At 65.8% G+C, this 19,717-nt stretch carries 21 protein-coding genes; 13 read left to right on the forward strand and 8 right to left on the reverse strand.

Annotated features, from left to right (window positions below):
- Positions 1-131 precede the first annotated feature (131 nt).
- Complete coding sequence (locus tag D618_RS0112465; RefSeq protein WP_017671857.1) at positions 132-1,145, forward strand: M23 family metallopeptidase; 1,014 nt, start codon at positions 132-134, stop codon at positions 1,143-1,145.
- Positions 1,146-1,154: 9 nt separating this feature from the next.
- Positions 1,155-2,204: a potassium channel family protein gene (locus tag D618_RS0112470; protein ID WP_017671858.1), complete on the forward strand. Its 1,050-nt coding sequence runs from the start codon at positions 1,155-1,157 to the stop codon at positions 2,202-2,204.
- A 158-nt stretch (positions 2,205-2,362) separates the two neighbouring features.
- Here the strand turns inward: D618_RS0112470 and D618_RS19705 are convergent, their stop codons facing one another.
- From D618_RS19705 to D618_RS18335, 3 genes are all read right to left on the reverse strand, one after another.
- A complete protein-coding gene (locus D618_RS19705) occupies positions 2,363-3,316 on the reverse strand; it encodes a hypothetical protein (RefSeq protein WP_017671859.1) in 954 nt (317 codons plus the stop codon).
- Positions 3,317-3,455: 139 nt separating this feature from the next.
- Positions 3,456-4,358: a hypothetical protein gene (locus D618_RS19075; RefSeq protein WP_017671860.1), complete on the reverse strand. Its 903-nt coding sequence runs from the start codon at positions 4,356-4,358 to the stop codon at positions 3,456-3,458.
- Positions 4,359-4,447: 89 nt separating this feature from the next.
- The gene (locus D618_RS18335; RefSeq protein WP_017671861.1) at positions 4,448-4,957 is read right to left on the reverse strand and encodes a hypothetical protein; all 510 of its coding nucleotides are present in this window, start codon (positions 4,955-4,957) and stop codon (positions 4,448-4,450) included.
- 318 nt (positions 4,958-5,275) lie between these two features.
- Between D618_RS18335 and rplU the strand changes: the two genes are divergently transcribed.
- The 3 genes from rplU (at position 5,276) to D618_RS0112500 (ending at position 6,768) form a co-directional block, all read left to right on the forward strand.
- Positions 5,276-5,743, forward strand: a complete 468-nt coding sequence (rplU, locus tag D618_RS0112490) for a 50S ribosomal protein L21 (RefSeq protein ID WP_017671862.1) — start codon at positions 5,276-5,278, stop codon at positions 5,741-5,743.
- A gap of 27 nt (positions 5,744-5,770) precedes the next feature.
- Entirely contained in the window at positions 5,771-6,046 is a 276-nt protein-coding gene (gene rpmA, locus D618_RS0112495; RefSeq protein ID WP_026091630.1) for a 50S ribosomal protein L27, read from the forward strand.
- Between the two features lie 182 nt (positions 6,047-6,228).
- Positions 6,229-6,768: a GNAT family N-acetyltransferase gene (locus D618_RS0112500; RefSeq protein WP_026091631.1), complete on the forward strand. Its 540-nt coding sequence runs from the start codon at positions 6,229-6,231 to the stop codon at positions 6,766-6,768.
- A 276-nt stretch (positions 6,769-7,044) separates the two neighbouring features.
- Here the strand turns inward: D618_RS0112500 and D618_RS0112505 are convergent, their stop codons facing one another.
- Positions 7,045-8,208: an SPOR domain-containing protein gene (locus tag D618_RS0112505; protein ID WP_081590509.1), complete on the reverse strand. Its 1,164-nt coding sequence runs from the start codon at positions 8,206-8,208 to the stop codon at positions 7,045-7,047.
- A gap of 277 nt (positions 8,209-8,485) precedes the next feature.
- On the opposite strand from D618_RS0112505, the gene D618_RS0112510 reads away from it, so the two are divergent.
- The 3 genes from D618_RS0112510 to D618_RS18340 are packed head-to-tail and all read left to right on the forward strand — an operon-like array spanning position 8,486 to position 11,418.
- On the forward strand, positions 8,486-9,202 hold the full coding sequence (locus tag D618_RS0112510) for a ParA family protein (protein ID WP_026091632.1): 717 nt from the start codon (positions 8,486-8,488) through the stop codon (positions 9,200-9,202).
- A 27-nt stretch (positions 9,203-9,229) separates the two neighbouring features.
- Positions 9,230-9,931, forward strand: a complete 702-nt coding sequence (locus tag D618_RS0112515; protein WP_026091633.1) for a hypothetical protein — start codon at positions 9,230-9,232, stop codon at positions 9,929-9,931.
- A gap of 44 nt (positions 9,932-9,975) precedes the next feature.
- Entirely contained in the window at positions 9,976-11,418 is a 1,443-nt protein-coding gene (locus D618_RS18340; protein WP_017671868.1) for an SPOR domain-containing protein, read from the forward strand.
- Positions 11,419-11,583: 165 nt separating this feature from the next.
- Here D618_RS18340 and D618_RS0112525 read toward each other — a convergent pair whose 3' ends face one another.
- Complete coding sequence (locus D618_RS0112525) at positions 11,584-12,522, reverse strand: 2-oxoglutarate and iron-dependent oxygenase domain-containing protein (RefSeq protein ID WP_017671869.1); 939 nt, start codon at positions 12,520-12,522, stop codon at positions 11,584-11,586.
- Positions 12,523-12,612: 90 nt separating this feature from the next.
- On the opposite strand from D618_RS0112525, the gene D618_RS0112530 reads away from it, so the two are divergent.
- Complete coding sequence (locus D618_RS0112530; RefSeq protein ID WP_017671870.1) at positions 12,613-13,008, forward strand: EVE domain-containing protein; 396 nt, start codon at positions 12,613-12,615, stop codon at positions 13,006-13,008.
- A 67-nt stretch (positions 13,009-13,075) separates the two neighbouring features.
- Positions 13,076-13,258: a CsbD family protein gene (locus D618_RS0112535; protein ID WP_017671871.1), complete on the forward strand. Its 183-nt coding sequence runs from the start codon at positions 13,076-13,078 to the stop codon at positions 13,256-13,258.
- A gap of 200 nt (positions 13,259-13,458) precedes the next feature.
- Here D618_RS0112535 and D618_RS0112540 read toward each other — a convergent pair whose 3' ends face one another.
- Together D618_RS0112540 and D618_RS0112545 are read right to left on the reverse strand one after the other, a co-directional pair.
- Complete coding sequence (locus tag D618_RS0112540; protein ID WP_026091635.1) at positions 13,459-15,135, reverse strand: thiamine pyrophosphate-binding protein; 1,677 nt, start codon at positions 15,133-15,135, stop codon at positions 13,459-13,461.
- A gap of 27 nt (positions 15,136-15,162) precedes the next feature.
- Positions 15,163-16,224, reverse strand: a complete 1,062-nt coding sequence (locus tag D618_RS0112545) for an isoaspartyl peptidase/L-asparaginase (RefSeq protein WP_051041396.1) — start codon at positions 16,222-16,224, stop codon at positions 15,163-15,165.
- A gap of 172 nt (positions 16,225-16,396) precedes the next feature.
- On the opposite strand from D618_RS0112545, the gene D618_RS0112550 reads away from it, so the two are divergent.
- The gene (locus tag D618_RS0112550) at positions 16,397-16,864 is read left to right on the forward strand and encodes a GNAT family N-acetyltransferase (RefSeq protein WP_017671874.1); all 468 of its coding nucleotides are present in this window, start codon (positions 16,397-16,399) and stop codon (positions 16,862-16,864) included.
- 6 nt (positions 16,865-16,870) lie between these two features.
- Here the strand turns inward: D618_RS0112550 and D618_RS0112555 are convergent, their stop codons facing one another.
- On the reverse strand, positions 16,871-17,920 hold the full coding sequence (locus tag D618_RS0112555) for a DUF1176 domain-containing protein (protein WP_017671875.1): 1,050 nt from the start codon (positions 17,918-17,920) through the stop codon (positions 16,871-16,873).
- An 86-nt stretch (positions 17,921-18,006) separates the two neighbouring features.
- On the opposite strand from D618_RS0112555, the gene D618_RS0112560 reads away from it, so the two are divergent.
- The gene (locus D618_RS0112560; protein ID WP_017671876.1) at positions 18,007-18,876 is read left to right on the forward strand and encodes a 3-hydroxybutyryl-CoA dehydrogenase; all 870 of its coding nucleotides are present in this window, start codon (positions 18,007-18,009) and stop codon (positions 18,874-18,876) included.
- Positions 18,877-18,980: 104 nt separating this feature from the next.
- Complete coding sequence (locus tag D618_RS0112565) at positions 18,981-19,631, forward strand: DsbA family oxidoreductase (protein ID WP_238550671.1); 651 nt, start codon at positions 18,981-18,983, stop codon at positions 19,629-19,631.
- The last annotated feature ends 86 nt before the right edge of the window (positions 19,632-19,717 follow it).

Raw genomic sequence — 19,717 nt, forward strand, 5'->3', positions numbered from 1 at the left:
CCTGCCCAAACCGGTGGCAAAGCGCGCAATCCGTGCTAGATGTTGACGCCATGGCGTGGGGAAACAAACGTAAGTTCGCAAGTGTGGCCATTACGGCGACGCTGCTTTTGGCAGGCTGCATACCTGGCGGGGTGAGCGAGCAGGGACTGCAGCCCGAGATCAGCGAGGCAGGCGTTCCGGCCGAACTGCCGCAGGAGGTGGTGACGGGTAGCGACGCGCCGGTGTGGGAAAGCCGCAGCGTTGCCGCCAACGCCGCTGACGTGATCGGCACGGTCTATGTCGTGAAGCCCGGCGACACGCTGCGCGGCATCGGCAACAGCACCGGCGCGGGGTCCGAAGCGATTGCTGCAGCCAACGGCCTGGCTGCACCCTATGTGCTGCGTCCCGGGCAGCAGCTGACCATTCCGGGCGGGCGCTACCACACCGTGGCGCAGGGCGAGACGGGCATTGCCATCGCCTATGCCTATCGCGTCGCGTGGAGCGATATCGTCGCGCTGAACGATCTGGCCGAACCCTATATCCTGCGCATCGGGCAGAAGCTGAAGCTGCCGCCGGGTGCTCAGCTGGCCGTCAGCGCAGGAAGAACCGCTCCTGCGGCGGCGCCTGCGACCAGGACGGGGCGGATCGGTGAGCTGGTGGTCAACATCGATGATGTCGTCACCGGCAGCCAGCCTGCCATCGCAGAAGGCTCGGCCGTCCCCGCCGCCAGGCCCGCGCGCGCGCCGGTCGCCGCGAGCGTTCCCGTCAAGGTACCGGACGCCTTTGCCGGCCGGTTCACCTGGCCGCTGTCGGGCCCGCTGCTCACCCGCTTCGGCCCGGTGGGCAAGGGGCAGATCAGCAACGGCATCGACATCACCGCGACGCGCGGCCAGCCGTTTCGCGCGGCCGCCGATGGCGTGGTGTCATACGCGGGCAGCGAAGTCGCGATCTATGGCGGGCTGATCCTGGTCAGCCATGGCGGCGGCTGGGTCAGCGCCTATGGCCATGCCGAGCGGATCGATGTGACCCGCGGTCAAGCGGTCAAGGCCGGGCAGGTGCTCGGTTCGGCAGGGCAGAGCGGCTTCGCCGAGAGCCCCAAGCTGCATTTCGAGCTGCGCAAGGACCGCAAGCCGGTCGATCCGCTGCTGTATCTGCCCAGGAAGTAAGCTGCGCGCATGGCCGATTCCGATATCAAGCCCAGGGCCCTGTTGAAACGGGCGTCGCGTCTGCCGGTCTGGGCCGACGTGGCATTGCGGCTCAGCGTGGCGTTCATGCTGATCGGCGTGGTCATCCTGATCCACTGGCTGGACCGCGATGGCCTGGTCGACAATGTCGATGGCGATATCAGCTTTCTGGACGTCGTCTATTTCACGATGATCTCGGTCACCACCACCGGCTTCGGGGATATTGCACCGGTTTCGGACCGGGCACGGCTGATGGAATCGGTGGTCGTGACCCCGGTGCGGATCGCGGTCATCTTCATCTTCGTCGGCACCGCGTACAGTTTCGTCATCAAGCGCACATGGGAAAAATGGCAGATGAGCAGGATCCAGCAGCGCCTGACAGGGCATATCGTCGTGCTGGGCTTCGGCACCAGCGGCACCGAGGCGGTGCGCGAACTGGTTGCGCGCGGCACCGACCCTTCGTGCATTGTCGTGGTCGATCAGTCGGAGGAATCTCTGGCACGCGCCGAGGCTTTGGGCTGCAATGTGCTCAATGCCGATGCGACGCGCGACGAAACGCTCAAGGACGTGCATATCGACCGGGCGTGCTCGGCGATCGTCTCGGCCGGGCGCGACGATACCTCGATCCTGATCGTGCTCACCATCCGCCATCTGGCCCCCGATGTACCGATCAGCGTGGTGGTGCGCGCGAGCGACAACGAGCTGCTGGCGCGGCAGGCGGGCGCGAACACCGTCATCAACCCGGTGAGCTTTGCCGGGCTGCTGCTCGCAGGATCGTGCCATGGCCCGCACATCAGCGCGTATCTGGCCGATCTCGCCTCGTCGAGCGGACGCGTGGTGCTGATCGAGCGCGCAGTGCGTAACGAGGAAATCGGCGTGCCGCTCAAGGACATCAAGGATGGCGTCGGCGTGCGCATCTATCGCGATGGCAAGCCTTACGGTTTCTGGGATGATGAAACCGCCAGCCTGCGCGCGGGCGATCTGGTGGTGGTGATCACCCAGGGCGATGGCCGCAAACCGGTGACCATGGCGAACGATTGAGGGGGAAAGGTTGTTGGGGCCGCTGGCAGCGCGGGGCCTTCGACAGGCTCAGGCTGAGCGGGTTTGGGTTGGATCTCGCTTTTCTGCCACTTGGCACCACCTCCGCTCAGCCTGAGCCTGTCGAAGGCCCCGCGCCGGGGTCGGCCAAGCGCACAATTTCAATCGCCGCCGCCGCAGCCTCCGCCGCAACCACTGCTGCTGCAGCCGCTGTCGCCGCCCGAATCGCTGCTGTCGCTCGAATCGCTCCAGTCGCCATCCGCGCCACCGCCGCCGAATTCGCCACCGCCCGCTGCGAAGGCTGCGCCGCCCGCTGCAGCCGTGCCCGTGCCCGAACTTAGCCAGCCATCGGACGAACTGTCGCCGCCAATGGAGCTGTCGCCCCTGTCGCGGCGGCGCTTGCGGTTGTGCACAGTTCTGGTCTGGCGGGCATGGCTGCGCCGACGGTCGATCAGCAGGCCGAGCAGGAACAGCATCAGGCCAAGGCCAGTGATGAAGGCGATAAAGCCGAAGCTGGTTCCGAACGCGATTTCCCAGAACCGTTTGAACAGCGGCGCATTCCCGGCGGCGGCGCTTTCAGCGGCCAGTGCCGTGCACGCCGCGAGCAGGGTCGCACCGCCAGCCATCGCCGCCAGCGCAACATGGCGCCGCGCCAGAAGATAGTGGCGCGAACGGTCAACCCATTGATAACGCACGCCAAAGCGCAGATCGCTGGGTGGCCAGATGTCTGATGGGGGCTCGCTGCCAAAGGTGTCACGATAGCGTTGCAGCGTGGCGGCATAGAGGCTCCGGTACTTGCGCCCCTCGGCGCTGCCGCCTGCGGTGGGGCCATGGTGCAGCGGCCGCCCGATGATCCGCGCGCACAGCTCTTCCCAGTAATGCCGGGTATAGGCCAGGTGCAGATGCCAGGCCTGATCGACCTGATCGGACGGGGTGACCATGTCCGTGCCGGTCGCTGCAAGATAGAGAAAGCGGCGATACTCTTCCATCACCGCTTCGGCATGGTGGCGCGACCAGCCGTTTTCGCGTGCGAGCCGCCGCGTGAAGCTCAGCGCCGCACCCTCCGGCTCGATACGCATGGCAGCAAGCGCCCGCCAGATCGGATCATCGACCATCACCGCCCTCCCGCCGTTTTGGTGACTGGCAGGCTATCGAGTCCTTGTGGGATGAGCAATCACTGAATGTAAAATGACAATGGGAGCGGCCGCAGCGTGCGGACGCTCCCATTGGGTGGACCTGCCGGTCGGGAAAAAATCAGCGGCGCACGCGCGCCCGGGTTTCCAGATCGCGCAGGCGACGTTCCAGATAGGCACGATCGTCGGCGCTGGCGTTCAGCCGGGCATAGGCCGCTTCCAGCCGGGTGAGGTCCTCATGCTCGACACGCAGCTGCGCCTGGGCGCTCGCGGAAAGGCCGCTGGCGGGCAGGGCGCGGGCAATGGCGTCCAGCCGCGCGCGCGAGGTCATCGCAGGCGTGGTGCCAGCGCCGGTCGAGGCCATGTCGCCCACGCGCGCATCGAGCGCTTCCAGCCGGGTATACAGGTCATCGCGCTCCTGCTCGGTCACGCGGCCATCGCGCAGATAGGTCGCTTCGGTGCGGACCAGGGCTGCGTAATCGGTCTTGAGCCGGGCCCCTGCGACGCGCGTGATGCGGCGAGCCGTCACCGATGCATCGACGCGCTGGTTGAATTCGCCCTGTCCGTCCGCGACCGAGATGCCGATGTCGTTCTGACCGTCATCGCCATAGCCGCCATCCGACACGATCTGCGTCAGACGACCATAGCGGTCGGTCAGATCCTGGCGTTCCTGCGTGGTGAAGCGACGATCGGCGCCATAGCGGGCCTCCAGCTGGACCAGATCGTAATAATCGGACTTCAGCCGGGCGGCGGTGCGCTGGTCGATCGCGCCCGAGCGCACATCGGTATCGATGCGCTGTTCGAACTGCGCGCGCTGCGTCGCCAGCGGGGTGCGACCGATCGACCACTGGGCCTCGATCGACTGAGTCGATCCGGTGCGGTCCCCAAACAGCGCGCCAAAGATCGAGTTCAGCCGGTCCTGCTGGCGCGTTGGCTGCTGGTTGCTGGTGTCGGTCTGGGCGAAGGCGCTGGTTCCGCTGAGCAGCAGGGCTGCAGCAGCAGTGGCGGTATAGAATGACTTCATTTCGGGTAATTCCTCGGTGAACGATCCCCACACTACGTGCAGCATCACCGAGGGTTGCGTCGAACAGAGCCGCAGGCGCGACCGACAGGTCAGCTCGAGAGGCTGGCCTTCATTGCATTCATCACCTGATCCTGGCCGTCCAGCAGCGCCAGGACATGCTGGCGGGCCTGCTCGATCTGGTCGCTGCCACCCGGCTCCAGCTCGCCTGCGGCTTCCTTCGCCAGCCGTGCGACGTACAGCTCTTCCAGATCGCCTAGCAGCTGGGCAAGGTCGCGGCGGGGCGCTCCCAGCGCACTGATCCGCGTCTGCGCCACCGACCAGGCTTCCGACCCCACCTCCTTGCCCCGCGCGGCACCGGTTGCGGCCTGTGCGGCCGAACGGGCCAGCGCGAAATCGGCCTCCGCCTTGTCGGCCCGCGCGAGCATCGCTGTCAGGTCCCGCGCCAGCGAAGGATCGGCTATGGCCGTGATCGCCGGCGGCGGCGCCTTGGCTTCTGCCTGCCGATCGCGCAGTTCTACCTCGCGCCGGGCCAGCGAGGGCCGGTCCGCCATCGGCTCGAGGCAGGCCGACAGAAGCAGCGGAGTTGCAACAATCAGCATAGGGGCGAGACGGATGGTAGTGACTTTCATGCTTCAAGGCTCTAAGGCACTGGCAACGCATCGGCAACCGGCAAGCCGGACCGGGCGGGGGGGAATAGGTCGATTACGGTCGGGCAAAACCGCCAAAAAAGCGGTGCCGAAGGTTGACAGCCCCGGCACATTCACCTAACGGGCATGGCTTTCCGGCGCGGGACATCCCGTCGCAGGGCAGCGTTTTTCACTCCGGTGATTCGGGACTGGCAACAGGTCGATAGTCAGAGCGGAACTCGCATATTGCGTGCCCGGAACCGATTGAAGCAAACAGAAACGAGACAACCCATGTTCGCTATCGTGCGCACAGGCGGCAAGCAGTATCGCGTTGCAGCCGGAGATAAAATCGCAGTGGAAAAGCTGGCCGGTGAGGCTGGCGACGTCATTGCGCTGAACGACATTCTGCTCGCCGGTGACGGTGGCGAATCGAAGGATCTGGCCGGTGTGGTCGTTTCTGCTGAGATCATCGCGCAAGCGAAGGCCGACAAGGTCGTGATCTTCAAGAAGAAGCGTCGCCACAACTATCGCCGCAAGCTCGGCCATCGCCAGCAGCACACGATCCTGCGCATTCTGGGCGTGGGCGATGCGGTGAAGGAAGCGCCCAAGAAGGCCGCTGCCAAGACCGAAGCACCGGTGGAAGCCGCTGCAGACGCACCCGCCGCTGAAGCTGCGCCCAAGAAGGCTCCGGCCAAGAAGGCAGCACCGAAGAAGGCCGCCGCCAAGCCTGAAGCCGATTCGTCGGCCGACAACGCCTGATAGCGCGCGCACAAGGAGTTTTGAAAAATGGCACATAAGAAAGCTGGCGGTTCGTCGCGCAACGGTCGTGATTCCGCAGGTCGCCGTCTTGGCGTGAAGAAGTTCGGCGGCGAGCCGGTCATTGGTGGCAACATTATCATCCGCCAGCGCGGAACCAAGGTCTATGCCGGTGCCAATGTCGGCATGGGCAAGGACCATACGCTGTTTGCGCTTACCGAAGGCCGCGTGAAGTTTCACGAAGGTCGCCTCGGCCGCAAATACGTATCGGTCGTGGCCGAAGCCATGGCGATGGCTGCCGAATAACGGACGATCAATGACGGGTCGTCCCTCACAGGGATGACCCCGGCCAGTGGCGCGCCACTGGACCAAATGACAGGGAGATGGGGTCCGTCCCATCTCCCTTTCTTTTTGTCTCCCTGTCACCGCTTTGACTCAGGCCTGTCACGTTTGGCTGGCATGGGCGCGGGGTACACAGGAGAGACATAATGTTTGCTAGAACGCAAAGATTGTTGCTGCGGCCGGTCTGGCCCGAAGATGCGGAGGGCTTGTTCGCTGCGATCAACGACGCCGGTATCGTGTGCAACCTGGCGCGCGCGCCCTGGCCCTATGGTCGCGACGATGCCCGCGCCTTTGCCGAACGTGCGCAGGATGCGCGCTTCCCCCATTATCTGCTGACGCGTCCGGACGATGTCGGCCAGACACTGATCGGCAGTTGCGGCCTGGGAGAAACCGACGGCGCGGCGGAGCTGGGCTATTGGATCGCGCGCGATCACTGGGGCAAGGGCTATGCCACCGAGGCGGCGCGCGCGGTGATCGCCAACGCCTGGGCGATCGGCCACCGTCGCCTGGTCGCCAGCCACTATATCGACAATCCCGCGTCGGGCGCGGTGCTGCGCCATCTGGGGTTCAAGCCCACCGGCATTACCCGCCCGCGCTTCAGCGCAGGGCGCGGCTATGCCGCCATGGCACAGGAATATGCGCTGGACAGCGACATGGCGGACGTGGAGCGACCGCTCGCGGCCTGAGGGCGGACGGGGGGCCGGATTTGACGGTCGCAAACTGAGCGCGGCGTGGACCACTGCCCGCGTTGCACCGAGTCCCCAACCTCCGCTCAGCCTGAGCCCGTCGAAGGCCCCGCGCAGTCGCTAGCCGGCTCGACCCGGCCTGACTGACAGCTGCCGTCGGTGTGCCGCTACGAAGCAATGCGTAGCCGACCGTGCCATGCACGCTGCCGTTCCTGCGGGGCCTTCGACAGGCTCAGGCTGAGCGGACGGGGGTATGGCTAGCCCCTCCGGAAGAGCCTATTTCTTCACCGCGAAACAGGCCTGGCCGGTGCGGACCACATTGTCGCAGGCCTTTTTCGCGGCGGCCTGGGTGGCGAAGGGGCCGGCTTGGAGCTTGGTGACGGCGCCGGCCTTGACCAGATAGGGTTGCAGGCCTGCGAGCGCCGCATTCTGGCGTTCGAGACCGTTCCACAGCGTGCGGGCGCGGCCCTCTTCGCTGAAGGCGCCCAGCTGAATGCGCCAGTCGCCACTGGTGGCGACGGCGGGGGCGGTCGAGGCAGCAGCGACCGGAGCGGGCGCGCGGGGAGCAGGTGTCGGCACCGGAGCCGACGGCGATCCCATGGTCGCGAAATCAACCCCGGCGCTGGCGGCGGTGCTGGTTGGGCTTGAAGGGATGGTGGGGATCACCGATCCGTTCGCGCTCGATGGCGGCAGGCTGGTGGTCTGGATGGTCGAGGGTGCAGCCGGTTGACGGATGATGGGCGCAGGCGCGGGCTTGGCGGATGCCAATGCGGGGCCAGAGCCGCCCGCCGCTCCGGTGGCAGGATCGGTCCGCATGCCCGCTGCGGCGCCTGCCAGCTTCTGGCGCTCGGCAATGGCCTCGCGTTCCAGCTGGGCTGCAAGCTGCGTGCCCTTGGTGCGTTCGGCCATCGGAATGTACTTGTCCATCGTCGCCAGGCTGCGCGAGGCCTGCGGCAGGCCCTGCGCCGAGGCGCGGGTCATCAGCGCATAGGCGCGCACCCAGTCCTTTTCGGCAATGTCACCGTTGAACATCGCGGTGCCCAGCACGTATTGCGCGCGCGGTTCGCCGCGCGTGGACGAGGCGCGGATATAGGGCATTGCCTCCTCGCGCCGGTTGTCCTGGAACAGCACCAGCCCGTAATTGTCGGCGGCCTGGATATGGCCGCGATCGGCAGCCTTCTTGTACCAGCTTTCCGCTTGCTTGAGGTCCATCGGGACGCCGCGACCCAGCTTGTAGGCCTGTCCCAGATTGAACTGCGCATCGGGATCGCCCTTGGCAGCAGGGTCGCGCCATTCGGTGACGGCGCGTTCGAACTCGCCGCGCTCCCAGGCATCAACCCCGGCCTTCACATCGGCCAGCGCCGGTCCTGCGGTCGCCAAAGCGACGATGGCGGCACCTAAAAGACCGAAATTGCGAGAAAATTTTGTCGAACGTGCCATGCGGGTGTTGCTCCATCGCATATGGTAAAGCCTTCGGACAACCATATCAGGCCAGAAATGCGCCGCAAGCAGCGCTTGCCGGTCGTTACATGCGTAAATTGCTATAGCTAACGACATATTAGCAAAGCGTTGATGGAAGGTTCAATAGCCTCCCGTGACTATGCAAAGGCCCCGGATATGCCGCCCGGATGGGCCGCCTCCAGACCAGCGTTAACCCAAAATTAGCTGCCCCGGCGCATTTTCCACCCCGACCGAATGGACCGTATAGGGGGTTTGAGTGCGCGTACTCGCTTTGGCATCTCAAAAAGGAGGATCGGGCAAGACGACCCTTTCAGGTCATCTGGCCGTGCAGGCGCAGCTGGCCGGCGACGGCCCGGTGGTGCTGATCGACATCGATCCGCAGGGCTCGCTGGCCGATTGGTGGAACGAGCGCGATCCCGAATATCCCGCCTTTGCCCAGACCACCGTCGCGCGGCTGCCCGCCGATCTGTCGATCCTGCGGCAGCAGGGCTTCAAGCTGGCGGTCATCGATACGCCGCCCGCCATCACCATGGCGATCCAGTCGGTGATTTCGGTCGCCGAGCTGATCGTCGTGCCGACCCGGCCCAGCCCGCACGATCTGCGCGCGGTGGGGGCCACCGTCGATCTGTGCGAGCGTGCCGGCAAGCCGCTGATCTTCGTCGTCAACGCCGCCACGCCCAAGGCGCGGATCACGTCCGAGGCCGCCGTCGCGCTGTCGCAGCACGGTACCGTGGCGCCGACCACGCTGCACCACCGCACCGACTTTGCCGCATCGATGATCGATGGCCGTACGGTGATGGAGGTCGACCCCAACGGCAAGTCGGCAGGCGAAGTCCGCGCGCTGTGGACCTATATTTCCGATCGGCTGGAAAAGAATTTCCGCCGCACCGTCTTCGCCGTGCCCAATGCGCCCGTCGCGCCGGGGGCCATCCGCCCGATGGGTGGCTTCGGCCGCCGCGTGGCCGGATCGTGATGCAGCAGCGGGGCAAGGATGAGCTTCATGGCTGAACCCAAACCGATCGCGTCGCTTTCGTCCGGGCTGCTCGCGCGCAAGGGGGCCGCACGCCCCGCGATGCGTCGCCAGGGGCTGGGGATGGGTGGCATGATGTCGCACCCGTTGCCCGATGACGGCCTGAACGAGGACCTTGGCTGGAACGACATGGGCTATGATGTCGATCCCGCGCATGACGAAGGCGCCCCGCAGTACGGCAATCTGTTGGCAGGCGCGATCCCCGATGCGCCAGCTGCTCACGCTGCTCCTCCAGCGCCGATCGCAGCGCCAGCAGCCGAACCGGTACCGGTGGTCCCCGATGTCGTGCGCCAGCAGGCCGAGATCGCCCACCGTATGGCCGAGCCTGTTGCCGCCGCCGAGCCTTCCGCCATTGCCGAGGCGGCTGTGCCCGTCGCAATCGAGCTGCCCGAAGCGATCGAGGCGCCTGCACCGGTGCTGGCGGTGCGAAAGGGCAAGCGCAAGCAGGCTGCGATGGACGAGGTTGTCGCTGCGGCTGCCACTCCACAGGGCCGCCGCGCGGCCTTCACCTTAAGGCTCGACAGCGATCGGCACCTCAAGCTGAGGCTGGCCAGCGCGGTCACCGGTCAGTCGGCGCAACAGCTGCTGACAGCGGCGCTTGACGAATTCTTAACCAAAATACCCGAAATAGAAGACCTGGCTGGTCGCGTGCCACGCGCTGCACCGCGCTGAGGCATGAAGACAGGTTGAGCCGGACGAAGAGGGAAAACAGGGCTATGGCAAGCGGATCGAAGATCAACGGCGCACTGGCGCTCAAACTGGCCGCATCCACCATCCTGGTCGGCAGCGTGCTGGTCAGCTGCTCGGCGCACTCGGGCGGCGGTCGTCCGCAAACGCTGTCTGCCAATGCGCAAAAGGCGCTCGCCTCCGGCAAGCCCGAAAAGGCCCTCGAAAGCGCCGAAGCCGCCGTCGCGCTCGATCCCCGCAATGCTGGCCTTCGCAACGCCCTGGCGCAGGCCTATCTCGCCAACGGCCGCTTCTCGTCCGCCCGCCAGAGCCTCGATGATGCGCTTGCGCTGGGTGATGCCAGCGCGCGCACCGTGATCAGCCTGGCGCTGATGCATGTCGCCGATGGCCGCAATGCTGCAGCCAACGCGCTGCTGCGCGAACACCGCAATACCATTCCCGCTGCCGATTATGGCCTGGCACTGGCGCTGGCCGGTGAGACCGGCCAAGGCGTCGATGTGCTGGTGGACTTGATCCGCAATGGAGAAAACTCCGCCAAGGTACGGCAGAACCTCGCTTTTGCCTATGCGCTCGATGGCCGCTGGCGCGAAGCGCAGATCATGGTCGGGCAGGATCTCGACCCCAAGGTCGCGCAGGACCGCATCGCCGAATGGGCGCGCCTGGCGCATCCGCAGGCGCATGCCCAGCGTGTCGCTTCGGTGCTCGGCGTCAGCCCGGCTCAGTTCGATCCTGGCCAGCCGGTCATGCTGGCATTGGCGAACACGCCTTCGATGGCGCAAATCGGTCAGCAGGCGATGGCTGAAGCCACTCCGGTTGCAGGTCCGATCCAGCTTCCGCCGGTGCAGGATGCGCCGATGGAACTGGCCGGTGTCGAACCCGCCCCGGCGCCCATGGCCGCACCCGCCACCGTCTATGCCGAAGCTGCGCCCGCCATGCCTGCCGAACAATCGCGCGCGGTCGTTGCGCCCTTGCTGGTTGCGCGCGAGATCGTGCAGCCGCTGCCGGGCAATTACCGCGCCAAGCCCGTGCGCAAGACGCGCCCCGTCCAGGTCGCCTCGCGCGAACCGATCGTCGAGCACCAGGGCGCCCCCCGTAAGCCGGTGGCAGCGCCCAAGATTGCTGCGCCCGCGCCCAAGCCCGCCGCTGCGCCTGCGGTCTTCCAGAAAGCCAGCTTCTCGCCGGTCAGCAATGGGGCCTTCGCGGTCCAGCTGGGCGTGTTTTCGAACGCGGAGAACGCCAATCGCGCCTGGGCTGGATACAGCGCCAAGCACAAGGATCTGGCGGCGTTTTCAAAGGTCGCCGTGCCGACCACGGTCGGTGGTCGCAAGTTGCACCGCCTGACCGCCAATGGCTTTGGCGATGAAAAGAGCGCCCGCGCGATGTGCGCCCAGGTCCGCTCGTCCGGCGGCGAGTGCATTATCGCGCGCGCCACGGCCAAGCCCGCCGGAACGCAGATCGCCGCGCGCCGCTGAGCCGCGGCACCCACTCACCCAGACCCACTCACCCAGACCCGCTCAGCCTGAGCCTGTCGAAGGCCACGCTATACGGCCAACGTGAGCGCGGGTCCTTCGACTACGCGGGCTGCGCCCGCTGCTCAGGATGAGCGGAGGTGGTTAGGCGGGGGCCGAAAGCGCCTTTCAAGCCTTCACCAGCCCGATTTCGACCAGCCGCTGGTGCAGATAGTCATCCGCGAGGATCGGCTCGGGATACCGATTGGGCGCGTCGTCGCTGATGCAGCCTTCCAGCGTGCTGATCGGGAAGTCCGAACGCAGGTGGAGGAAGAACGGCATCGAATAGCGGCTGAATTTCGCGCGGTCGCCCGCCGGGTTGCGCACGCGGTGCGTGGTCGAGGGCAGGGCGTGGTTGGTCAGCCGCTGCAGCATGTCGCCGACATTGACCACCAGAGCGCCTTCGGGCGGACGCATGTCGATCCATGAACCATCGCGCGCCAGAACCTCCAGCCCGCCTTCTTCGGCGCCGAGCAGCAGCGTGATGAGGTTGATGTCCTCGTGCGCGCCGGCGCGAATCGCGCCTTCTGCGCCCTGGGCGGCATCCATCGGCGGATAATGCAGCAGCCGCAGGATCGAATTGCCCTCGTGCACCGCAGGCTCGAACCAGTCCTTGTCGAGCCCCAGATACACCGCGATGCGCGACAGGATGATGTTGCCCACGCGGTCGAACTCGGCGAACAGCGGCTCGAACGTGTCACGAAAACCCTCGGGCCGCTCGGGCCAGACGTTGGCGGGCATGGTGTGCGCGATCGGGCTGGCGGGATCGACCTCGCGCCCGACGTGCCAGAATTCCTTGAGGTCGTGCGCCTTGGCATCCTTGGCGATCTCGGTGCCGAACGGGGTATAGCCGCGCTGACCGCCGGCCTCGGCGTCGTAATAACGGCGCTTTTCGTCCGTTGGCAGCGCGAAAAAGTCTTCGGTCTGCTGCCAGCCGCGGTTGACCAGATCAGGGTCGAGCCCGTGATCCTTGATCATGGCAAAGCCGTAGGTGGAGAAGCTGTCACCCAGCTTGCGCGCCAGTTCGGCAGGTTCATCGGTAAGCGAGAGAATGGGCAGTTGTATCATGATGCAGTCCGCAATAGCTGAGTCTCGAAGTTCGAGCGATGCGCCCATCTAGGCGCACGGATGGGAAAAATCATGACTCAATATTGGCTGATGAAGTCTGAACCCGAAGAATATGGCTGGCACGATCTGGTCCGCGATGGCGAGGGCACCTGGGACGGGGTGCGCAACGCGCAGGCCTCCAACAACCTCAAGGCCATGCGGACAGGCGATCTGGCACTGTTCTATCATTCGCGCACCGGGCTTGAGGCGGTGGGGATCATGGAAATCAGCGCAGAGGCGTTTCCCGATCCCAACGACGAAAGCGGCCGCTGGGTCGCGGTGAAGGTCAAGCCGGTCGAAGCGCTGAAAAAACCGGTGTCGCTCAAAGCAATGAAGCTGCGTCCCGCGCTCGCCGACATGGCGATGCTGCGCCAGTCGCGGCTGTCGGTCGCTGCGCTGAGCGCGGAGGAATGGGCGGAAATTCTGGCCATGGCGGGGAACGGATAGGCCCAGCCCGCGTAATCTGTCTTGAAGCCGGGGATGATCCCCCGCAGCCATTTTGAGGAGACAGAACATGGGTGAATTTCAGGACAAGGCCAAGGGCACCGGCAACGATCTGGCGGGCAAGGTCAAGGAAGGCATCGGTTCGGTGACCAACAATCCCGAACTCGAAGCCGAAGGCAAGGCCCAGCAGCTCAAGGGCGATGCTCAGAAGCTCAAAGGCGACGTGAAGGGTGCGTTCGGCGACAAGGCCTGAGCGTTTTCTGATCTGAACTGACATCAAGACCGGCCCTCCGCGCAAGCAGGGGGTCGGTTTTTTGTGTCCTCATGTGACGCGCGCGCCGTTGACTCGGTCCCCTGCGAAGGCAGGGGGCCATCTCCTGACCGATGTGTCGGATGTGCCTGCAGGAGATGGACCCCCGCCTTCGCGGGGGATCGCCTTGAGAGATGAGGTTTTTACGCGCGACCCCGCAGGCCGCTGACGGTGGCACCGCTTGCGGCGATATTCTCGATCTCGGTCTTGAGGTGCAGCAGCTTGAGCCCCGGGCGCTCCAGCGCATCGGCCAGCGCGGGCGCGAAATCGTCGGTGCGCTCCACCGTCGCGGCCCAGCCACCATAAGCGCGGGCGAGGGCGGCGAAGTCCGGGTTCTGGAGCGTCGTCGCCGACAGCCGCGTGGGGTATTCGCGCTCCTGGTGCATGCGGATGGTGCCATAGGCGCCGTTGTCGATGACGATCACCAGCAGGTCGACGCCATATTGCACCGCCGTCGCCAGCTCCTGCCCGTTCATCAGGAAATCGCCATCGCCTGCCAGTGCGACGACCTTGCGGTCGGGGAGGCGCAACGCGGCTGCGACCGCAGCGGGAACGCCATAGCCCATCGCGCCCGCTGTCGGGGCCAGCTGCGAGGGCTTTTCGCCATAGGGCCAGTAGCGGTGCCACCAGCCCGAGAAATTGCCCGCGCCGTTGCAGATGACGGTGTCGGCAGGCATCGCCTCGCGCATCGCCTTGACGCACTGGCCGAGGTCCAGCGTCGCGCCGGTCGGCTGCGGATCGGAGAATGCCAGCCATTCGGCATGCGCCTGCGCCCCGGTGTCGAAATGCACCGCATCTTCATCCCCCAAGCCTTCATCCCAAAGCGCGGCGGCCTCTGCGAATTCATCCATGTCGGCGCACAAGGGCAGGTCGGTGCGATAGACGCGGCCCAGCTCATTGGGGTCGGGATGAACATGCGCGAGCAGCTGGTCGGGATGCTCGGGCGTGATCAGCGTATAGCCATCGGTCGTCGCCTCGCCCAGCCGCGCACCGACCGCGAGGATCAGGTCGGCGGACTTGACCCGGGCAACCAGCTTGGGGTTGGGGCCATAGCCCAGGTTGCCTGCCCAGACCGGCGAATTATTGTCGAACGCATCCTGCTGGCGGAACGCGCAGGCCACGGGCAGGCCGATACGCTCGGCGAAGAGCTGGAAGTTGGCGCGCGCCGATGGGCTCCAGTCCGCGCCGCCGATGATCGCGATCGGGGACTTCGCACCGGCGAGCATCTCCATCAGCACTGCAAAGCCGTTGGGGCACACCGGCTGCACCGGGCGCGTGACGCGCGGGCGATCGATTGCCTCGACCACGTCCTTGAGCATGTCCTCGGGCAAGGCGAGCACGACAGGGCCGGGGCGGCCCGAGATCGCGACCGAGAACGCACGCGCGACATATTCGGGGATGCGCGCCGCATCGTCGATCCGCGCCGCCCATTTGCAAAGCGGGGTGAACATCGCCTGGAAGTCGACCTCCTGAAAGCCCTCGCGGTCGCGCATGCTGCGATCCACATCGCCGATGAACAGGATCATCGGCTTGCTGTCCTGCATCGCCACATGCACGCCGATGCTGGCGTTGGTTGCGCCCGGGCCGCGCGTGACGAAGGCGACGCCGGGACGCCCGGTCATCGCACCATCGGCGCAGGCCATGAACGTCACGCCGCCTTCCTGGCGGCAGACCACAGTCTCGATGGCGGGCACATCGTGCAGCGCATCGAGCACCGCGAGGAAGCTTTCGCCCGGCACGGTGAAGATGCGGTCGGAGCCCTGGATCGCGAGCTGGTCCACAAGCACGCGTCCACCAGTGCGGGGGGTTTTGCCGGTCATATCGATCCTCGCCTTGTTCTTTTGCGCTTATTCGTCGCCGTAGATGGCGACCGAGCGTGCGCCGTCGCTGCTCGCCATGCCGCGGAACATGCCGGGCGTGTCGAAGCTGTAGCCCTTGTGGCCCCACGGGGTGAGATAGATGATCCCGCCCGAGCCGCCCAGTGCCCCCATCTCGCCGATCACCGCGTCGGCAATCGCCTGCACCTCTTCGGCAGACAGCGAGCTGGCCAGCAACCGCGCCTGCGATGCCGCATCGAGCGTCGTTCCGCCGCGTTCGGCCTCCTGCGCCAGGAATTCGGCGCGCGCCTCGGCTTTCATGCGGATGCGCGTGCAGATTTCATGCGCCACGCCGACGCGGATGAAGAATTCGCCCGCGCCGGTGGCGGAGATCGCGCAGCTGCGGTCATCGGCATAAGTGCCCGCGCCGATCAGCGGCGAATCGCCGATGCGGCCATAGCGCTTGCCGGTGAGCCCCCCGGTCGATGTGCCCGCCGCGACATTGCCATGCGTATCGCGCGCGACAGCGCCGACGGTGCCGTATTTCAGATCGACATCGAACCAGCCGACCTTCTTCGCCTTGAGCTCTTCCAGCTGCCGCTTGCGCTCGGGCGTTCCGAAATAGCTGTTGTCGACCTGGACCAGCCCCATTTCGGCAGAGAAACGGTCCGCACCTTCGCCCGAAAGCAGCACATGCGGGCTTTCTTCCATCACCTTGCGCGCGAGCAGGATGGGGTTGCGGGTATTGTGCGCGCGGGCGATGGCGCCGGCCTTGCGATCGGTACCATCCATGATCGCGGCATCCAGCTCGTTGGTGCCCTCATAGGTATACACCGCGCCATGTCCTGCGTTGAAATTCGGGTCGTCCTCCAGCACGATGATCGCCGCCTGCACCGCATCCATCGCGCTGCCGCCCTGGCGCAGCACATCGGACCCGGCGGCGAGCGCCCGGTCGAGCGCCACGCGCACGGCGGCGTCGGTCTCGGGCGAAACGCGCGAGCGTTCGAGGATGCCTGCGCCGCCATGGATGACCAGCGACCAGCCAGGCTGGGCAGTCTCGGGCGTGGCGGCGGCGGGGGCGGATACAGACATCAGAAAGGCTCCAAGCAACAGGATCAGGCGCATGTTCAGCTCCCAGCGTCCAGGGCATAGCGTTAGCCCGGGCGATTAAAGACCTTTGAGGCCCCACGCAAACTTTGTGTGGAAACCGGACCAACGCTTGGGCAATGTCTGGCCTGGGCAAAGGTTCCGGGGAGGCACGGCGATGGACCAGACGATCACGATCAGCGAGGATGACCTGACCGGCGACGATATCGTCGCGCTGCTGCGCTACCATCTCGGTCAGATGGTGCAGCACTCGCCGATCTGTTCGGTCCACGCGTTTCCGGTCGAGCGGCTGCGCGCACCCGATGTCACCTTCTACGCGCTGCGCATCGATGGCCAGCTTGCCGGGTGCGGGGCGCTCAAGCAGATCGACGCCACCCATGGCGAGCTCAAGTCGATGCGCACCGATCCTGCATTCCTGCGGCGCGGGCTGGGCGAGGCGATGCTGCTGCACCTGATCGGCGAGGCGCGCGCGCGTGGCTATACCCGGCTCAGTCTGGAGACCGGCTTGCCCGAGCCGTTCCATCCGGCGCACGCACTGTACGCCAAGCACGGCTTCGAACGCTGCGCCCCCTTTGGCGATTACACCGAAGACCCGTTCAGCATGTGCATGACGCGCACGCTGTAAGGCTGGTCAGCGCACGACGGAGACGTCGGTGATCCAGACGCGTGGCCATTCCCACACGCCGCGGCAGTCGCCCATCTCGTGCTTTTCGCTGAGGCGGAACATCTCGCCATCCCAGACATAGCTGCTGGCGACGCCGCAGTCGCCCAGCCCGCGGCCCTTGGCGAATTCGGACAGCTCGCCGGTTTCCGGCGAAAAGCTGGCATTGACCACCTGCGGCACCTGATCGTCCCCGCCCCAGCCGGTCGCGCCGTCGAACTTCGCCGGCTTGAACTCCCATGCCGCATTGGGGTCTTCCATCGGCCGTTCGGCGATCATCACTGCCGCGCCGAAATTATACGCACCCGAATCGCAGGCGATCAGCGCCAGCGCCATGTCCTTGCCTTCGCGCTGACCGAGCGGATGTACCGTGTCTTCCACGCCCTCCATCCGGTATTCGCAACCGGTCTCGGTGATGATCCTGGGATAATCCTTCATGTCGGGCAGTTCGGTCAGCCTGGATGCCGCGCGTGCGACCAGCTTCGGCGCTGGAGGGGGCAGGGCGCTGTCCGTCTTGGGCCCGGTGGCGATGATCGCGCCGCTGGTGCCCGCGCGCTGCTGCACCGCATCGATGTAGCGCAAGGCCGCCGAGGATCCTGCGAGCGAGAGCAGCACCGACGTGCCATCGGACAGGATCAGCTGCGCCTGGCTGCCATTGGCAAGCGTCCGGGCGATGCCAAGCGTCTGCGCTTCGTCCAGCCGGGTGTTGCCGCTGGTCCTCTGCGTGCCGGCCAGCGTGGGGCGCGCATCGATCTTCAGCCGCGCCGGGCCTGTCGCCATATCCTGGGGCGGGGTAAGCTCGATCCGCAATGGCGCATCGGGTCCGCCCTTGCGCCAGATGCGCACCGCCATCGCGGTGGTGAAATCACCACCTTCTTCCGCGAGCGTCCCGGCCTCGCACGACCACACATTGTCGCAGGCGACATACCAGTCCTTGAAGGTCTTGATCTCGCCCGGAACGGACCCCGGAACCGGGGCAGCAGCGGTGGCGGCGGCGGCAAGCAGCAGAGCGGTAATCATCGCGGTGTTCGATCCTAGCCAGAGAGGAATTGATCCGTTATGCGGCGGACCTATCCTATTCCAGCGGTACCAGAAAGAGGCTCTTCATGGACAAAATGGCAGTTATCGGCGCAGGCCAGATGGGCGCGGGCATCGCGCAGGTCAGCGCGCAGGCAGGCATCCACGTGTTCCTCTCCGACGTGTCGGTGGAGCTGGCTGAAAAGGGCAAGGCGGGCATCGCCAAGCAGCTGGCGCGCGCGGTCGACAAGGGCAAGCTGGACGCTGCCGATGCTGAAGCTGCGCTCGCGCGGATCGAGCCGGTGGGCGATTATGCCAGGATGGCCGATGCCGGTCTGATCATCGAGGCAGCGACCGAGCGCGAGGACATCAAGCGCATGATCTTCGAGAATGTCGGCAAGGTGCTCCACAAGGACGCGATCCTGGCGAGCAACACCTCGTCGATTCCCATCACGCGCATGGCCGCCGCCAGCCCCGACGCATCGCGCTTCGTCGGCGTGCATTTCTTCAATCCGGTGCCCGTCATGGGGCTGATCGAGCTGATCCGCGGGCTTGCAACCTCGGACGCGACGGTCGATGCCGTGCGCGCCTATGCCGAGCGGATCGGCAAGCGCGTGGTGCAGGCCAATGACGCGCCCGGCTTCATCGTCAACCGCATCCTGCTGCCGATGCTCAACGAGGCGTGCTTTGCGCTCGGTGAGGGCGTCGCGACGATCGAGGATATCGATGCGGCGGTGCAGCTGGGTCTCAACCACCCGATGGGGCCGCTGACGCTCGCCGATTTCATCGGGCTCGATACCTGCCTCAGCATCACCCAGGTGCTGCACAGCACGACGGGCGACCCCAAGTTCCGCCCCGCGCCGCTGCTGGTGAAATATGTTGAAGCCGGGTGGCTGGGCCGCAAGACCAGGCGCGGTTTCTACGACTATTCGGGCGAAACTCCGGTCCCAACGCGCTGATATCCATCACAGGCTGACAGCCCCGGCAGATTGCGATACACTCGGGTCCGCCGGGGGCGCACAGGGCACAGGCAGTTCGGAGAGCGATGATGACCGCGCATGCGTTGAAGATTGATATCGTGTCGGACGTCGTCTGTCCGTGGTGCATCATCGGCTACAAGCAGCTGCAAAAGGCGCTCGAGATGGTCGGCGACGAGGTCGAACCGCAGATCACCTGGCATCCGTTCGAGCTCAACCCCAAGATGCTGCCCGAGGGCGAGGCGATCTCGGAGCATGTCGCGCGCAAATATGGTGCAAGCGCGGAGCAGAGCGCGGCCAACCGCCAGCGGCTCAAGGACACCGGCGAGCGGCTGGGCTTCGAGTTCCAGTACGGCCCCGGCATGCGCATCTACAACACCTTCAAGGCGCACCAGCTGCTGACCTGGGCGGGCGACACCCAGGGCGGCGAGGCGCAGACCCGGCTCAAGCTCGCGCTGTTCACGGCGTATTTCCAGGACAATCGCGACGTCAGCGATGAGGAGGTGCTGCTGGATATCGTTGGTCAGGTCGGGCTCGATCCGGACGCGGGCCGCGCGATCCTCAACGATCCCGACAACGAGGCCGAAGTCCGCGCGCATCTCGACCACTGGATCGAACAGGGCATCAGCGGCGTGCCCGCGATCATCTTCGACGGCAAATACCTGGTCCCCGGCGCACAGGAGGCCGAAACCTTCGTCAACGTGATCCGCAAGGTGCGCGAGAAGGCGCTGGCTTGAGTGGGTGCAACCGGAGGTCTCCCACCGACATCCGCTCAGCCTGAGCCTGTCGAAGGCCCCGCGCTGCCCTGTCCGGATTTCGCCGG

The sequence above is a fragment of the Blastomonas sp. AAP53 genome, assembly GCF_000331245.1.
Taxonomy (GTDB): Bacteria; Pseudomonadota; Alphaproteobacteria; order Sphingomonadales; family Sphingomonadaceae; genus Blastomonas.

Coding starts and splice junctions, on each gene's coding strand:
- D618_RS0112470 (WP_017671858.1), top strand. CDS start 1,155: ATGGCCGATTCCGATATCAAGCCCAGGGCCCTGTTGAAACGGGCGTCG.
- D618_RS19705 (WP_017671859.1), bottom strand. CDS start 3,316: ATGGTCGATGATCCGATCTGGCGGGCGCTTGCTGCCATGCGTATCGAG.
- D618_RS19075 (WP_017671860.1), bottom strand. CDS start 4,358: ATGAAGTCATTCTATACCGCCACTGCTGCTGCAGCCCTGCTGCTCAGC.
- D618_RS18335 (WP_017671861.1), bottom strand. CDS start 4,957: ATGCTGATTGTTGCAACTCCGCTGCTTCTGTCGGCCTGCCTCGAGCCG.
- rplU (WP_017671862.1), top strand. CDS start 5,276: ATGTTCGCTATCGTGCGCACAGGCGGCAAGCAGTATCGCGTTGCAGCC.
- rpmA (WP_026091630.1), top strand. CDS start 5,771: ATGGCACATAAGAAAGCTGGCGGTTCGTCGCGCAACGGTCGTGATTCC.
- D618_RS0112500 (WP_026091631.1), top strand. CDS start 6,229: ATGTTTGCTAGAACGCAAAGATTGTTGCTGCGGCCGGTCTGGCCCGAA.
- D618_RS0112505 (WP_081590509.1), bottom strand. CDS start 8,208: ATGGCACGTTCGACAAAATTTTCTCGCAATTTCGGTCTTTTAGGTGCC.
- D618_RS0112515 (WP_026091633.1), top strand. CDS start 9,230: ATGGCTGAACCCAAACCGATCGCGTCGCTTTCGTCCGGGCTGCTCGCG.
- D618_RS18340 (WP_017671868.1), top strand. CDS start 9,976: ATGGCAAGCGGATCGAAGATCAACGGCGCACTGGCGCTCAAACTGGCC.
- D618_RS0112525 (WP_017671869.1), bottom strand. CDS start 12,522: ATGATACAACTGCCCATTCTCTCGCTTACCGATGAACCTGCCGAACTG.
- D618_RS0112530 (WP_017671870.1), top strand. CDS start 12,613: ATGAAGTCTGAACCCGAAGAATATGGCTGGCACGATCTGGTCCGCGAT.
- D618_RS0112535 (WP_017671871.1), top strand. CDS start 13,076: ATGGGTGAATTTCAGGACAAGGCCAAGGGCACCGGCAACGATCTGGCG.
- D618_RS0112540 (WP_026091635.1), bottom strand. CDS start 15,135: ATGACCGGCAAAACCCCCCGCACTGGTGGACGCGTGCTTGTGGACCAG.
- D618_RS0112545 (WP_051041396.1), bottom strand. CDS start 16,224: ATGTCTGTATCCGCCCCCGCCGCCGCCACGCCCGAGACTGCCCAGCCT.
- D618_RS0112550 (WP_017671874.1), top strand. CDS start 16,397: ATGGACCAGACGATCACGATCAGCGAGGATGACCTGACCGGCGACGAT.
- D618_RS0112555 (WP_017671875.1), bottom strand. CDS start 17,920: ATGATTACCGCTCTGCTGCTTGCCGCCGCCGCCACCGCTGCTGCCCCG.
- D618_RS0112560 (WP_017671876.1), top strand. CDS start 18,007: ATGGACAAAATGGCAGTTATCGGCGCAGGCCAGATGGGCGCGGGCATC.